15 protein-coding genes are annotated in these 12,143 nt (G+C 31.7%); 12 read left to right on the forward strand and 3 right to left on the reverse strand.

Features of this window, described 5'->3' with window-relative positions; translation table 11 throughout:
* Nucleotides 1-4: 4 nt before the first annotated feature.
* From ABNT61_RS01420 to ABNT61_RS01430, 3 genes are read right to left on the reverse strand one after another with little or no spacing between them, the layout of a single operon-like run.
* Entirely contained in the window at nucleotides 5-388 is a 384-nt protein-coding gene (locus ABNT61_RS01420; RefSeq protein WP_348744549.1) for a DoxX family membrane protein, read from the reverse strand.
* A 42-nt stretch (nucleotides 389-430) separates the two neighbouring features.
* Nucleotides 431-1,345, reverse strand: coding sequence for a metallophosphatase (locus ABNT61_RS01425; protein ID WP_348744550.1), 915 nt, complete (start codon nucleotides 1,343-1,345; stop codon nucleotides 431-433).
* A gap of 2 nt (nucleotides 1,346-1,347) precedes the next feature.
* Nucleotides 1,348-2,094, reverse strand: coding sequence for a 5'-nucleotidase (locus ABNT61_RS01430; protein WP_348744551.1), 747 nt, complete (start codon nucleotides 2,092-2,094; stop codon nucleotides 1,348-1,350).
* 196 nt (nucleotides 2,095-2,290) lie between these two features.
* Here ABNT61_RS01430 and dapA point away from each other — a divergent pair, with 196 nt between their 5' ends.
* The 12 genes from dapA to ABNT61_RS01490 all read left to right on the forward strand — a co-directional run bounded on the left by dapA (nucleotide 2,291) and on the right by ABNT61_RS01490 (nucleotide 12,128).
* Nucleotides 2,291-3,166, forward strand: a complete 876-nt coding sequence (gene dapA, locus ABNT61_RS01435; RefSeq protein ID WP_348744552.1) for a 4-hydroxy-tetrahydrodipicolinate synthase — start codon at nucleotides 2,291-2,293, stop codon at nucleotides 3,164-3,166.
* A gap of 137 nt (nucleotides 3,167-3,303) precedes the next feature.
* Nucleotides 3,304-4,374, forward strand: coding sequence for a hypothetical protein (locus ABNT61_RS01440; protein WP_348744553.1), 1,071 nt, complete (start codon nucleotides 3,304-3,306; stop codon nucleotides 4,372-4,374).
* A 118-nt stretch (nucleotides 4,375-4,492) separates the two neighbouring features.
* A complete protein-coding gene (locus tag ABNT61_RS01445) occupies nucleotides 4,493-5,002 on the forward strand; it encodes a ferritin (RefSeq protein ID WP_348744554.1) in 510 nt (169 codons plus the stop codon).
* Nucleotides 5,003-5,075: 73 nt separating this feature from the next.
* The gene (locus tag ABNT61_RS01450) at nucleotides 5,076-5,291 is read left to right on the forward strand and encodes a hypothetical protein (protein ID WP_348744555.1); all 216 of its coding nucleotides are present in this window, start codon (nucleotides 5,076-5,078) and stop codon (nucleotides 5,289-5,291) included.
* A gap of 95 nt (nucleotides 5,292-5,386) precedes the next feature.
* A complete protein-coding gene (locus tag ABNT61_RS01455) occupies nucleotides 5,387-6,217 on the forward strand; it encodes an outer membrane protein assembly factor BamD (RefSeq protein ID WP_348744556.1) in 831 nt (276 codons plus the stop codon).
* 2 nt (nucleotides 6,218-6,219) lie between these two features.
* Nucleotides 6,220-6,540 carry a DNA-directed RNA polymerase subunit omega gene (locus ABNT61_RS01460; RefSeq protein ID WP_348711568.1) on the forward strand — a complete coding sequence of 107 codons (321 nt, stop codon included), beginning with the start codon at nucleotides 6,220-6,222 and terminating at the stop codon, nucleotides 6,538-6,540.
* The gene (coaBC, locus tag ABNT61_RS01465; protein WP_348744557.1) at nucleotides 6,540-7,751 is read left to right on the forward strand and encodes a bifunctional phosphopantothenoylcysteine decarboxylase/phosphopantothenate--cysteine ligase CoaBC; all 1,212 of its coding nucleotides are present in this window, start codon (nucleotides 6,540-6,542) and stop codon (nucleotides 7,749-7,751) included. The genes ABNT61_RS01460 and coaBC overlap by 1 nt, the downstream gene beginning before the upstream one ends.
* Nucleotides 7,744-8,643, forward strand: a complete 900-nt coding sequence (locus ABNT61_RS01470; protein WP_348744558.1) for a DUF4835 family protein — start codon at nucleotides 7,744-7,746, stop codon at nucleotides 8,641-8,643. Before coaBC ends, ABNT61_RS01470 begins: the two co-directional genes overlap by 8 nt.
* Nucleotides 8,644-8,662: 19 nt before the next feature.
* Nucleotides 8,663-9,028: a hypothetical protein gene (locus ABNT61_RS01475; protein WP_348744559.1), complete on the forward strand. Its 366-nt coding sequence runs from the start codon at nucleotides 8,663-8,665 to the stop codon at nucleotides 9,026-9,028.
* A gap of 95 nt (nucleotides 9,029-9,123) precedes the next feature.
* A complete protein-coding gene (gene recN, locus ABNT61_RS01480; RefSeq protein WP_348744560.1) occupies nucleotides 9,124-10,776 on the forward strand; it encodes a DNA repair protein RecN in 1,653 nt (550 codons plus the stop codon).
* Between the two features lie 5 nt (nucleotides 10,777-10,781).
* Nucleotides 10,782-11,297, forward strand: a complete 516-nt coding sequence (locus ABNT61_RS01485) for a tetratricopeptide repeat protein (protein ID WP_348744561.1) — start codon at nucleotides 10,782-10,784, stop codon at nucleotides 11,295-11,297.
* A gap of 18 nt (nucleotides 11,298-11,315) precedes the next feature.
* The gene (locus tag ABNT61_RS01490) at nucleotides 11,316-12,128 is read left to right on the forward strand and encodes an enoyl-ACP reductase (RefSeq protein ID WP_348711574.1); all 813 of its coding nucleotides are present in this window, start codon (nucleotides 11,316-11,318) and stop codon (nucleotides 12,126-12,128) included.
* The last annotated feature ends 15 nt before the right edge of the window (nucleotides 12,129-12,143 follow it).

The following is a 12,143-nucleotide window of genomic DNA, read 5'->3' on the forward strand; positions in this document are numbered from 1 at the left end:
GTATTTATAAATTTAAAAAAGGAATATCTTTTTTATTCAGGAATAATAAAATACCTCCTGAAATTAAAGTAATTATGGCCATTATAAATAATGTTCCTCCATCGTTGTTATGTTCGATTCCTATTTTAGTCAAATGAGAAAATATTGCTCCTCCCATTAATCCTACAGTTAATCCAGCTCCAAGCCAAACTCGTTTTGGTAAAAAGAGTAAAATAGATGCTATCAATTCAAGAACTCCAGTTCCAATTCTCATTAATTGTTCATTTTCTCCGGCTACTTTGGTAAATAAATCAATACTCTCTTGAGCACCAGAAAATTTAAAAAATAATGTTTGAAGCATAATTACAGCCGCGACTAACTTAAGTACTAATGGTAAATATTTTTTCATGTTGTTATAGTTTAACCATTTAGACGGCGAAACTTGTTTAACTTACACGATAATAACTTTTCCATTTGCCGATTTGTTTTTATCAGCATCAAAATAAAAGTCAACTCTACCTAAATTAACTCCGTAAGCTCCAACTTGATTTACCAAAACATTTTCATCATTTAAATTCTTTACTAAAGTAGGTTTAGGTAAAAAAGTATGCGTATGTCCACCAATAATTAAATCGATGTCTTTGGTCGCTTTTGCTAAGTTTAAATCAGAAATTTTATTAGGATTTCTTTTGTAATAATATCCCAAATGAGAAAGACAAATAATTAAATCACAATATTCCTCTTCTTTTAGAATTCTTGTAGTGTCTTGAGCAATTTCAACAGGATCTAAATACTTTGTTTCTTTAAACATTTTTGGATCAACCAATCCAGTTAGTTCAATACCAAGTCCGAAAATACCAATTTTAATTCCATCTTTTACAAAAGTTGTATAAGGTTTTACATGAGTATCTAAAACTGTGTTTTTAAAGTCATAGTTGGCAGAGACAAAACTGAATTTGGCATGTGGTAATTGCTTGTATAAACCATCAATACTATTATCAAAGTCATGATTACCAATTGTCGCTGCATCATATTTTAGCATACTCATTAGCTTGAATTCTAATTCGCCACCAAAATAATTGAAATAAGGAGTTCCTTGAAAGATATCTCCAGCATCCAATAACAATGTATTCGGATTTTCTTTTCTTATTTCAGTTACTACAGATGCTCTTCTTGCAACACCTCCTTGATTGGCATACTTATAATGAGTTGCTTCAAAAGGATCAATATGACTGTGAGTGTCATTTGTATGTAAAATGGTGATTTTAGTTTCTTTTTTAGTTGTGAAACTAGGTAATGTTAATCCGCCTAAAGCTGTAAAGGCAGAAGCAGCTGAGGTTTGTTTTATAAATTTTCTTCTATCCATTTTTACAGTTTTTTAAAGCGTCCATCTAAATTACTCACTAATGTATCTTTACTTTTAAAATAATCGATAATAGCATCTCTTACTTTATAATCTAGTTTATACAAGTTCACTGGATTTTTAAAGAAGTTCATTTTGTCACCACCACTTTGCAAATAATCAGATGTTAATACAAAGTACGTTTTTGAATTATCAATCGGTTTATCATTCACTAATAAATTCGATGACTCATTCTTAACGGTTAACTTAACTTGTTTCGATAATGGATGAGCTTTGTTATTTTCAACTAAATAAGTAACTAACTCTTTAATTTTGTCTGCAGTAAGTTCTACTACAACTAAACTATTTTCAAAAGGCATTAATTCAAATGCGTGCTTATTTGTAATTTCTCCGGCCGGAATTCCAGCTCTAATTCCACCATAATTAAACATGGCGAAATCAATATTCTTTTCAGTTAGTTTATGGAATAACGGATTCGCTCTCTCAAATGATAAATCAGCCATTAAATTACCCAGACTACTTTCAAGTTCTCCATCTGTTCTAACCAAATCTTTCGGAGTATAGGAAATAACAGTATTTATAGAAGCTACCATTTTTTCTCTAAAAGGAGCTATAACTTCTTCAATGTTTTGATTTCCAGATAAGGTAGAATCAACTTTAATGGTTTTAGCGGTGATTTTCACCAAAGATTTTTGTTCTTCTTTACAGTTGAATAGTAAAACTAAAGAACATAAAAGCAATAGTCTTTTCATTTATATAAACAGATTAATTGAAACTTAACTGGGCTAAAGTACGATTTAAAAGACTAAAAAATGTTAATATTATTTTTAGACAAAAGCGTGAAAACTTTAAAATTTAACACCATTAAGAAAATTTGTATATTCTGCATACAAACCCTTTTTGGTATGAAATAAAGCAGTAATTTTATACTCAAATTTAAAAAGAGTAATGCAAAAATTTATAGGAACGGGAGTCGCATTAGTTACTCCTTTTTTTGAAGATGGTTCTGTTGATTTTGATGGATTAGAAAGATTAGTGAATTTTCAAATCGATAATGGTATAAATTATTTAGTTGTATTAGGGACAACAGGAGAACCTGCTACTTTATCTTCGGAAGAGAAGGAAGCGGTTAAGTCAAAAATTATAGAGGTTAATAATGGTAGATTACCTTTAGTTTTAGGTATCGGAGGAAATAATACAGCCGCTGTAGTTGATGAGATTAAAAATACGGATTTAACAAGTTTTGATGCTATTCTTTCTGTATCACCTTATTATAATAAGCCTACTCAAGAAGGAATTTATCAGCATTTTAAAGCAGTTGCAGAGTCTACGGATAAACCGATCATACTTTATAATGTACCAGGAAGGACTTCTTCTAATATGTCTTCAGAAGTAGTAGTTCGTTTAGCGAATGACTTCGATAACGTTATAGCTGTAAAAGAGGCTAAAGGAGACATGGTGCAAGCCATGCGAATTATACAACATGCTCCTAAAGATTTCTTAGTGATTTCTGGAGATGACATGATTGCATTGCCAATGGTTTTAGCTGGTGGAGCAGGAGTTATTAGTGTAATTGGTCAAGGTTTGCCTAAGATGTTTTCAGATTTAATCCAATTAGGATTAGATGGAAAACCTCAAGAAGCTTATGAATTACAATATAAAGTAGCGGATAGTATTGATTTAATTTTTGAAGAAGGAAATCCAGCAGGAATTAAAGCCATGCTTCAAAAACTTGGAGTGAGCGAAGATGCAGTAAGATTACCTTTAGTTAAAGCATCTGAGAGTTTGCAAACACGAATTTCAGATTTTATCGATCACGTATAAATCTACTTCTACATAAAATTTTATGAAACAAAACCATACGCTTGTACCTAAAGTTTATGGTTTTGTGCCATAAAAAGGTTGGTTATCTATGATATTGAGGATATTTAATCTCGGGAACATTAAATATACTAACGATCATGAAACTAACTAAAACTTTAATCTTACTTGTATTTTCTATCTATTTATACAGTTGTAAGTCTACAGATTTGCCTAAAGCAGAGACTTTAGGAGAAGAAAACTCATCTTTTTCATACATTCCTTTAGATCCATTACCAATTTCTACAGTAATGGGGAATAGTTGCAAACCTTGTGATCCAGGAAAATCAATTCCATTTAAATCATTATTGAATTCCTTTCCAGACCAAACGGTACGTTTATCAATTGCTAAGATTGAAGCCGACGGATCTGTAAGCTACGGAAGTGCTGTAAAGGCGAATGCTTCAGGAGAAACGTATGAGGTTACATTAGATTATATTAATGTTGATGTCACACGAATTCCATTTTTTTACAGAAAAAAACAAGTAAATAGGCCATCATCAGGTGATAGTTCTGATGGAAAATCAAAAGATATTAAAAAAACTATTTATGAAGTTGCACCGAACGTTCGTTTTCCACAAGAACATTATGGAAATAGTGAAGGAGTTATGTACTCTTTAAATACTAAAATAAAAAAGCAGAGAGACAGCATTAAAAACCAATTAGAAGTTAATGGTGGTAACTGGGAGGAAAAAGTTGTGCCTGTTTATATAGGTGTTGGGTTACGTGTTGTTGCAAGAGTAACAACTTTAGAATCAGGTGTTAATCTTTCAGGTTTAGGAGTGATTGCAAGCGAAGCAAAAGCAGGTAGATTAAAAGGTAGTTTAAGTGTTCAAACATTAGGGATTACAGGGAAAACTGTTGCTTCTTCTTTACCATTACCAAGTGAAATAAATGAAACTACAATTCAAAATGCAATCCTTGCAATTGGCACAATTAAAGCACAATTATACTCCAATCCTATTGAAGCGGGTTCAGGAAATGATACAAATGAAAATAAGGATATTGTAATCACACCAAGAGTAGTTGGAATTTACAAACCATTTAAAGGAGGACAAGATGTGGTTAATTCAATTATATCAGAATTGGCTAACGATCGAGTACTATGGTATCGCCCGTGTAAAAAGCAGCCTTTATATCCAACAAGTTGTTCATCTTCAAGTCAGAATTAATTAGAAAATATATACTGTTCAATATCAATAACGGTTATACTTTAATAAGAAAATAAACTAAGTCCATGGTCTAGAATTATGGGCTTTTTTGCATCTTTGTTATATAAACAGAGAAATTATGTTATCAAAGAAAATAGAATCAGCATTAAACAGACAAGTACAGATAGAAGCACAGTCTTCTCAAGTATATTTAGCAATGGCGTCTTGGGCGGAAGTTCAAGGTTTTGAAGGAGTATCGCAATTTATGTATGCGCATTCAGATGAAGAGCGTATGCACATGTTAAAGTTAGTAAAGTTTATTAACGAAAGAGGAGGACATGCAATGGTTCCTGCTTTAGAAGCTCCGTCTCCAAAGTTTGGTTCATTTAAAGATATGTTTCAAACATTATTTGATCATGAAGTTATGGTTTCACAATCAATAAACGATTTAGTTCATATTACTTTAGAAGAAAGAGATTACGCTACACATAACTTTTTACAGTGGTATGTTGCAGAGCAAATAGAAGAAGAAGCTTTGGCAAGAACAATTTTAGATAAGATAAATCTTATTGGAGACGATAAAGGAGGTTTATACTTATTTGACAATGATGTTAAACAATTAGTAGGGCAGGAAAATACTCCTGAATAAAATTTTTTAATAAAATTTTATATACAGGTTTTAATATGTTTTATATATTGGACCAAATTATTAATATAAAAATATGTTAGAAAAGATTTTAAAACTCAAGGGAGTTGAAGTGTTAACAAAAAATGCACAGAAAGACCTTTCAGGTGGAGTTTCTTTCACTCATGCAGGTAACGGAGGTTCATGTCCTGAATCAAATTGTAAATCAGATTCGGATTGTAGAGTTGGTCGTAGCTATTGCAGAAGTGTTGGAAGCGGAAATTGTTATTGGAAAGAATGTTCTCCAGGATAGGCCAAAAAAATGTTAAAAAGTTCACCTTTTTTAGGTGAACTTTTATTTTAATAGTTTATTAGATTTTTAATTATTAATTTTGCCAAATGCAAAAAATGAACAGGAAGATATTTTTCGTTTTCACGTTATTATTACTCGTTTCTTGTGGAGAGTATCAAAAAGTATTAAATAGAGGTACAATTGAAGAGCAGTATAAAATGGCTGTGAAAATGTATGAAGCTAAAAAATACAGTAGGGCTTTACGTTTATTTGAGAAGGTAACCCCAGCATATAGAAATAAACCTCAAATGGAGAGAATTCAATATATGGTTGCTAACTCTAATTTTAATGAAGAGAATTTTAGTATTGCCGGATATTATTTCAACCGTTTCTCTCAGAACTATCCAAAAAGTTCGAAAAGAGAAGATGCTGACTTTTTATCAGCACTAAGTTATTACAATGCAGCTCCTGTTTACAGTAAAGATCCTACAGATACAAATAAAGCTTTAGAGTCTTTCCAATCGTTTATCGATAAGTATCCAAATTCTTTACGCTTAGACGAGGCAAATAAATATTACAACGAGTTACGTTTCAAGTTAGAAACAAAAGCCTTTGAAATAGCAAAAGGATATTACATGACAGCTGAAACTGATTCTAGAAATTACAGAGCAGCAATTACAGCCTTTGATAATCTGATTTCTGATTATTTAGGAACACGATACAAAGAAGAGGCTCTATATTTAAGATTTAGATCGTCTCGCGATTTAGCAATGAAGAGTAAAATCAAAAGCAAACCAAGACGTATAAAAAACGCAATTAAATCATACGAAAAGTTTAAACGCAATTTTGCTGAATCTAAATTTGACAAAGAGTTGAATGAATTGTATGATGAATTAATAAAAGAACAACAAAGAATAGAGCAATTAATAGTTAATAGTAAAAGTTAAATATGAATTATAAAGAAACGAAAGCGGCTGTTAGTACAGTAACGTATGACAGAGAAGCAGTAGAGGCTCAAACAGATAACATTTACGAAGCGATTTCTATTATAGCAAAGAGAGCAACGCAAATTAATTCTGATTTAAAAAAGGAATTAGTTGATAAGCTTGACGAGTTTGCTACATATAACGATAGCTTAGAAGAAGTTTTCGAAAATAAAGAGCAAATAGAAGTTTCTAAATTTTATGAGCGTTTACCAAAACCAACTGCAATTGCAGTAGAGGAGTGGTTAAACGACAGAGTTTACCATAGATCTCCAGACGCTAAATAATGTCTGTACTTCAAGGTAAAAAAGTACTACTAGGAATAACGGCTGGTATTGCAGCATATAAAACTGCAGGTCTAGTACGTTTGTTTATAAAATCAGGCGCAGAAGTCAAAGTTATTATGACTCCTGCGTCTAAAGATTTTATAACACCTCTAACTCTTTCTACACTTTCTAAAAATCCAGTTCACTCCACTTTTTACGATCAAGAAGATGAGAATGAATTATGGAATAACCATGTTGAATTAGGACTTTGGGCCGATTTAATGATTATAGCTCCTGCTACGGCTAATACATTATCAAAAATGACCAATGGCGTTTGTGATAATTTATTACTGGCAACCTATTTATCTGCAAAATGCCCTGTTTATTTCGCACCAGCTATGGATTTAGACATGTATAAGCATCAGTCTACTAAAAATAGCTTAGAAAGTTTACAGAGTTTTGGTAATATCATGATTCCAGCTACTTCAGGTGAGTTAGCAAGTGGTTTGGTTGGAGAAGGAAGAATGGCAGAACCAGAAGATATTGTAAAGTTCATTGAACAGGATATCATGGATAAATTGCCTTTAAAAGGGAAAAAGTTATTATTAACTGCGGGTCCAACTTATGAAGCAATTGACCCGGTTCGTTTTATAGGAAATCATTCTTCAGGTAAAATGGGATTTGAAATAGCTAAAGCTGCTGCTAATTTAGGAGCAGAGGTGTTTTTAGTTTCAGGTCCGTCACATCAAAAAGTGAACCACTCTTTGATTCATAGGATAGATGTTACATCAGCTCAGCAAATGTATGATGCTTGCCATAACCATTATATGGATGTGGATATAGCTATTCTTTCTGCTGCAGTTGCAGATTATCGTCCAAAAAATGTGGTAGACAAAAAAATAAAAAAGAAAGATGCTTCGTTAGTAATAGAGCTAGAACCAACTCAGGATATTTTAAAATCTCTTGGTGCGGCAAAAAAGAATCAATTTTTAGTTGGTTTTGCCTTGGAAACGAATGATGAAGTTTCAAATGCAAAAAAGAAAATTGAAAGTAAAAACCTAAACTTAATAGTGTTAAATTCTTTACGAGATAAAGGAGCAGGTTTTGCTGGTGATACAAATAAAATTACTATTATTGATTCTGATTTTAATCAAACAGAGTATGATTTAAAATCGAAGAGTGAAGTGGCTGTTGATATTATTAACGAAATTATTACAAGAATTAATGCGTAAAATTGTCTTTCTTATTCTATTGTCTATCGGGATTGTTCAACCCATTCTTGCTCAGGAAGAATTAAATGCAATTGTAGTTGTGAACTCTGATAAAATTCAGAGTAGTAACAAACAAGTGTTTTCAACTTTGGAACAATCGGTAACAGAGTTTATCAATCAAACAAGATGGACAAACAAGAAAGTACTTCCACAAGAAAGAATCAATTGTGCTTTTACAATTATAATTAACGAGCAAAACGGAAATAACTTTACTGCGAGTATTCAAGTGCAATCTGCGCGTCCAGTTTACAATGCTTCTTATGAAACTACTTTATTGAATATTAATGATACTAGTTTCAATTTTCAGTATAATGAATTTGAACCGTTAATCTATAATCCAAATAGTTTCGAATCTAATTTAGTTTCTGTAATTGTATTTTATGTGTATACTATTTTAGGAGTTGATGCTGATACATTTGCATTAAAGGGAGGAGATAATTACTTAAAGCAAGCTCAAAATGTTATGCTACAGGCTCAACAAAGTGGTGATGCTGCTTGGCAAAACGAAGTTGGAGAGCAAAATAGGTTTACACTTATTGATAATTTGTTATCGTCTAAATTCAGTGTATTAAGAACTATTTATTACGAGTACCACAGAAAAGGATTTGATCTTTTTATAGAGAAAGAACTTGAGGCCAAAAATGCAATAGCTGAAAGTATTATGGATCTAGAAAAATTATTCAATATCACTGTAGGAAATTATATGATTCGAATTTTTATAGATGCTAAATCAGATGAAATAGTTAATGTGTTTTCAACTGGAAAAGCAACTGGAAAAGAGTTGAAGCTTAAAGAAACATTAGAAAGAATTTCTCCTACGCAAAACAGTAAATGGCAAGAAATTAAGCTTTAATTCTATATTTCTTCATTGAATGGAACAATTCTACAAATGGATTTCTGAAATTGATCAAAAGGAAGGATTCAATAAAGAAATCCAAGCATTTCATTTTGGTATTATTGAAGGAGAAAATGGTTATTTTTTATATTTAACAGGTTCAAAAGAATATTCTTTAGATAATGACGACTGGGCTTGTAATGATGATTTTGAACCTGAAGAGAAGTATTTTGCTTTACCCGGAGATCTTACCAAAGATAAAAACTGGCAGGATATTTTGAAAATCTCATCCGATTTCCTTTATAATTACACTCAATCTAAAGAGTTTTCGAATTCTATTTTTAAAAATGCTGTTGCAATAACAACTGGATTTGATGATGGAGGTTTACATAGAATTGTGTAATAATTAGTGAACGAATTACTCATTTAGAAGCAAGGTTAAATTGTTATGTTGTTGTTTTAAAATTCCTTATTTTTATCGGCTATAAAAGTTAGCTTTTGTTACATCATTTATCAATACAAAATTACGCGTTAATAGATGAGTTATCCATCAATTTTTCTGATGGTTTGTCTATTATCACAGGAGAAACAGGGTCTGGAAAATCAATACTCTTAGGGGCACTTGGATTAGTTCTTGGAAATAGAGCTGATTTAAGTTCTTTAAAGAATAACGAATCAAAATGTATTATTGAAGCTGAATTCGATCTTACAGCTTATGCATTGCAAGTATTTTTTGAGAAGAGCGATCTAGACTATGAAGACAAAACCATAATCAGAAGGGAAATTTTACCTTCAGGGAAATCTCGTGCTTTTGTAAATGATACTCCTGTTATTTTAAGTGTCTTAGGAGAGTTAAAGTCTAAACTTGTAGATATTCATTCTCAACATCAGACTTTACAATTATCTGATAGTTTATTTCAGTTTTCTGTAATTGATGCTTTAGCCAAGAATGATAAACGTATTGCTTCTTATAAAAGAGGATTAAGAAAGTATAATTTACTTGCAAAAGAACTTCGAGCGTTACAAGAAAATCAGGAAAATGAAAATCAGCAATATGAATACAATTTACATCTATTCAAAGAGTTGGAGGAGGCAGATTTTCAAGAGAACGAACAACAAGACTTAGAAGCTAAGCTTGATGTTTTAAACAACGTAGAAGATATAAAAACAAGTCTTTCTGAGGCTCTACAAATAACAACAAGCGAAGAGGTTGGTGCGCAGAACCTACTATATTCTTTAGAGAATGCTTTACAGAAAATAAGTGCGTTTTCGAAAGAATATGAAGACTTGCATAATCGAGTTGCAAGTATAAAAATTGAATTAGATGATGTTGCTGCAGAGTTAGAACGTTCAAATGAATCGATTGAGTTTAATCCGAATGAACTTGAAATCGTTAATGAGCGTTTACAGTTAATGTATTCATTGCAAAAGAAACATCAAGTTGGTTCGTTAGAAGAGTTGGCTGTAATTCATCAACAATTAGCTGAAAAGGTAGGTGGAGTTGAGAATGCTTCAGAAATTATAGATAAGAAGCAACAGGAAGTAAATGATGTAGCTAAAAAGTTAGATGAAGTTGCTTTACTAATTTCAAATCAACGTAATAAAGCAATTCCAAAACTAAAGAAAGAATTAGAGTTTTTACTTTCAGAATTAGGTATGCCAAATGCTCGTTTTTCGATAGAAATAAAACCATCAGAGAATTACTTATCTAATGGTAAAGACGAGTTAGCATTTTTATTCTCGGCAAATAAAGGAGGAAACTTTGGTGAATTAAAGAAGGTTGCTTCAGGAGGAGAATTATCTAGAATAATGCTTTCTATCAAGAAAATTCTTTCTGAAAACACGAAATTACCAACTATAATTTTTGATGAAATTGATACTGGAGTTTCTGGTGAAGTTTCTAATAAAATAGCATACATAATGCAGGAAATGAGTAAGTACATGCAAGTAATTGCAATAACTCACTTACCACAAATTGCCTCAAAAGGTCAAGCACATTACAAAGTGTTTAAAGAAGATAAAAACGGTAAAACAGCATCGAATTTAAAATTACTTTCTAATGATGAGAGAGTTGTTGAAATTGCAGAGATGTTAAGCGGAAAAGATATTTCAGAAAGTGCATTAACACATGCGAAAGAACTATTAAATTAAGGAGTATGAGTGATAATAGAGCAGAGGATTTATTTTTCGAAGCGGATCAAATGATCGAAGAGAATCAAATAGTTGAAGCTAAAGAAAGATTATATGATTTATTAGAAGAGTTTCCTGATTATGGAAGAGCTCACAATCATTTAGGTTGGTTGTATAACTTAAAGTTTAATAACTATCCAAAAGCGAAAAAACATTTGGAATTAGCAATTAAGTTTGCACCAGATTACCATGCGGCTTATAGTAATTATTCATATTTGTTAATAGATATGAATCTTAATGATGAAATGATTACTTTTGGCAACAAGGTCATTACAAATTCTGTTGTTGATAAGTCTACAATTTATAATAAAATGGGACAAGCATTTGAATTAAAAAAGGATTTAATGAATGCGCATAAATATTATAAATTAGCTATCGGAGAAACATTAAACAACAAAACTTTAGACTCAATATATGCGTCTGTAACAAGGGTAAAAAGAAAAATGAGCCTTATGCAACGCTTAAAATTAATTAACCAATAGGAAAATAAACACTAAAACATGTATAACTTATTAAAAGGTAAGAAAGGAATTATTTTCGGAGCTTTAGATGAGAACTCTATTGCTTGGAAAGTTGCAGAAAGAGCTCACGAAGAAGGAGCTGAGTTTGTATTAACTAATGCACCAATTGCTCTTAGAATGGGGCAATTAAATGAATTAGCTGAGAAAACTGGATCGCAAGTTATTCCTGCTGATGCGACTTCTATGGAGGATTTAACGAACTTAGTTGAAAAATCTATGGAAATTTTAGGTGGTAAATTAGACTTTGTTTTACATTCAATCGGGATGTCAGTTAACGTTCGTAAAGGAAAGCATTATACAGATCCTAAGTATGATTTCACAACTAAAGGTTGGGATGTATCTGCTGTATCTTTTCATAAAACAATGAACGTTTTATATAACAAGCAAGCTATGAATGAATGGGGAAGTATTGTTGCTTTAACTTACATGGCAGCTCAAAGAGTATTCCCAGATTATAATGATATGGCTGATAATAAAGCGTATTTAGAATCTATTGCACGTAGTTTCGGATACTTCTTCGGAAGAGATCACAAAGTTCGTGTAAATACAATTTCACAATCGCCAACAGTAACAACTGCTGGTAGTGGAGTAAAAGGATTCGATGGATTCTTAGCATATGCAGAAAAAATGTCTCCATTAGGAAATGCTACTGCATTAGAGTGTGCTGATTATACAATCTCATTGTTCTCTGATTTAACAAAGAAAGTTACATTACAAAACTTATTCCATGATGGAGGATTCTCTAACATGGGTGTGAGTGATGCAGTAATGGAACGATTTACTGAAGAATAGATTTTTCTTATTACA

The organism is Tenacibaculum sp. 190524A05c (genome assembly GCF_964036595.1).
Classification (GTDB): Bacteria; Bacteroidota; Bacteroidia; order Flavobacteriales; family Flavobacteriaceae; genus Polaribacter; species Polaribacter platacis.

Excerpts from the sequence above, each read along its gene's own strand:
- ABNT61_RS01420 (WP_348744549.1), bottom strand. The coding sequence starts at position 388 with ATGAAAAAATATTTACCATTAGTACTTAAGTTAGTCGCGGCTGTAATT.
- ABNT61_RS01425 (WP_348744550.1), bottom strand. The coding sequence starts at position 1,345 with ATGGATAGAAGAAAATTTATAAAACAAACCTCAGCTGCTTCTGCCTTT.
- ABNT61_RS01430 (WP_348744551.1), bottom strand. The coding sequence starts at position 2,094 with ATGAAAAGACTATTGCTTTTATGTTCTTTAGTTTTACTATTCAACTGT.
- dapA (WP_348744552.1), top strand. The coding sequence starts at position 2,291 with ATGCAAAAATTTATAGGAACGGGAGTCGCATTAGTTACTCCTTTTTTT.
- ABNT61_RS01440 (WP_348744553.1), top strand. The coding sequence starts at position 3,304 with ATGAAACTAACTAAAACTTTAATCTTACTTGTATTTTCTATCTATTTA.
- ABNT61_RS01445 (WP_348744554.1), top strand. The coding sequence starts at position 4,493 with ATGTTATCAAAGAAAATAGAATCAGCATTAAACAGACAAGTACAGATA.
- ABNT61_RS01450 (WP_348744555.1), top strand. The coding sequence starts at position 5,076 with ATGTTAGAAAAGATTTTAAAACTCAAGGGAGTTGAAGTGTTAACAAAA.
- ABNT61_RS01455 (WP_348744556.1), top strand. The coding sequence starts at position 5,387 with ATGAACAGGAAGATATTTTTCGTTTTCACGTTATTATTACTCGTTTCT.
- ABNT61_RS01460 (WP_348711568.1), top strand. The coding sequence starts at position 6,220 with ATGAATTATAAAGAAACGAAAGCGGCTGTTAGTACAGTAACGTATGAC.
- coaBC (WP_348744557.1), top strand. The coding sequence starts at position 6,540 with ATGTCTGTACTTCAAGGTAAAAAAGTACTACTAGGAATAACGGCTGGT.
- ABNT61_RS01470 (WP_348744558.1), top strand. The coding sequence starts at position 7,744 with ATGCGTAAAATTGTCTTTCTTATTCTATTGTCTATCGGGATTGTTCAA.
- ABNT61_RS01475 (WP_348744559.1), top strand. The coding sequence starts at position 8,663 with ATGGAACAATTCTACAAATGGATTTCTGAAATTGATCAAAAGGAAGGA.
- ABNT61_RS01485 (WP_348744561.1), top strand. The coding sequence starts at position 10,782 with ATGAGTGATAATAGAGCAGAGGATTTATTTTTCGAAGCGGATCAAATG.
- ABNT61_RS01490 (WP_348711574.1), top strand. The coding sequence starts at position 11,316 with ATGTATAACTTATTAAAAGGTAAGAAAGGAATTATTTTCGGAGCTTTA.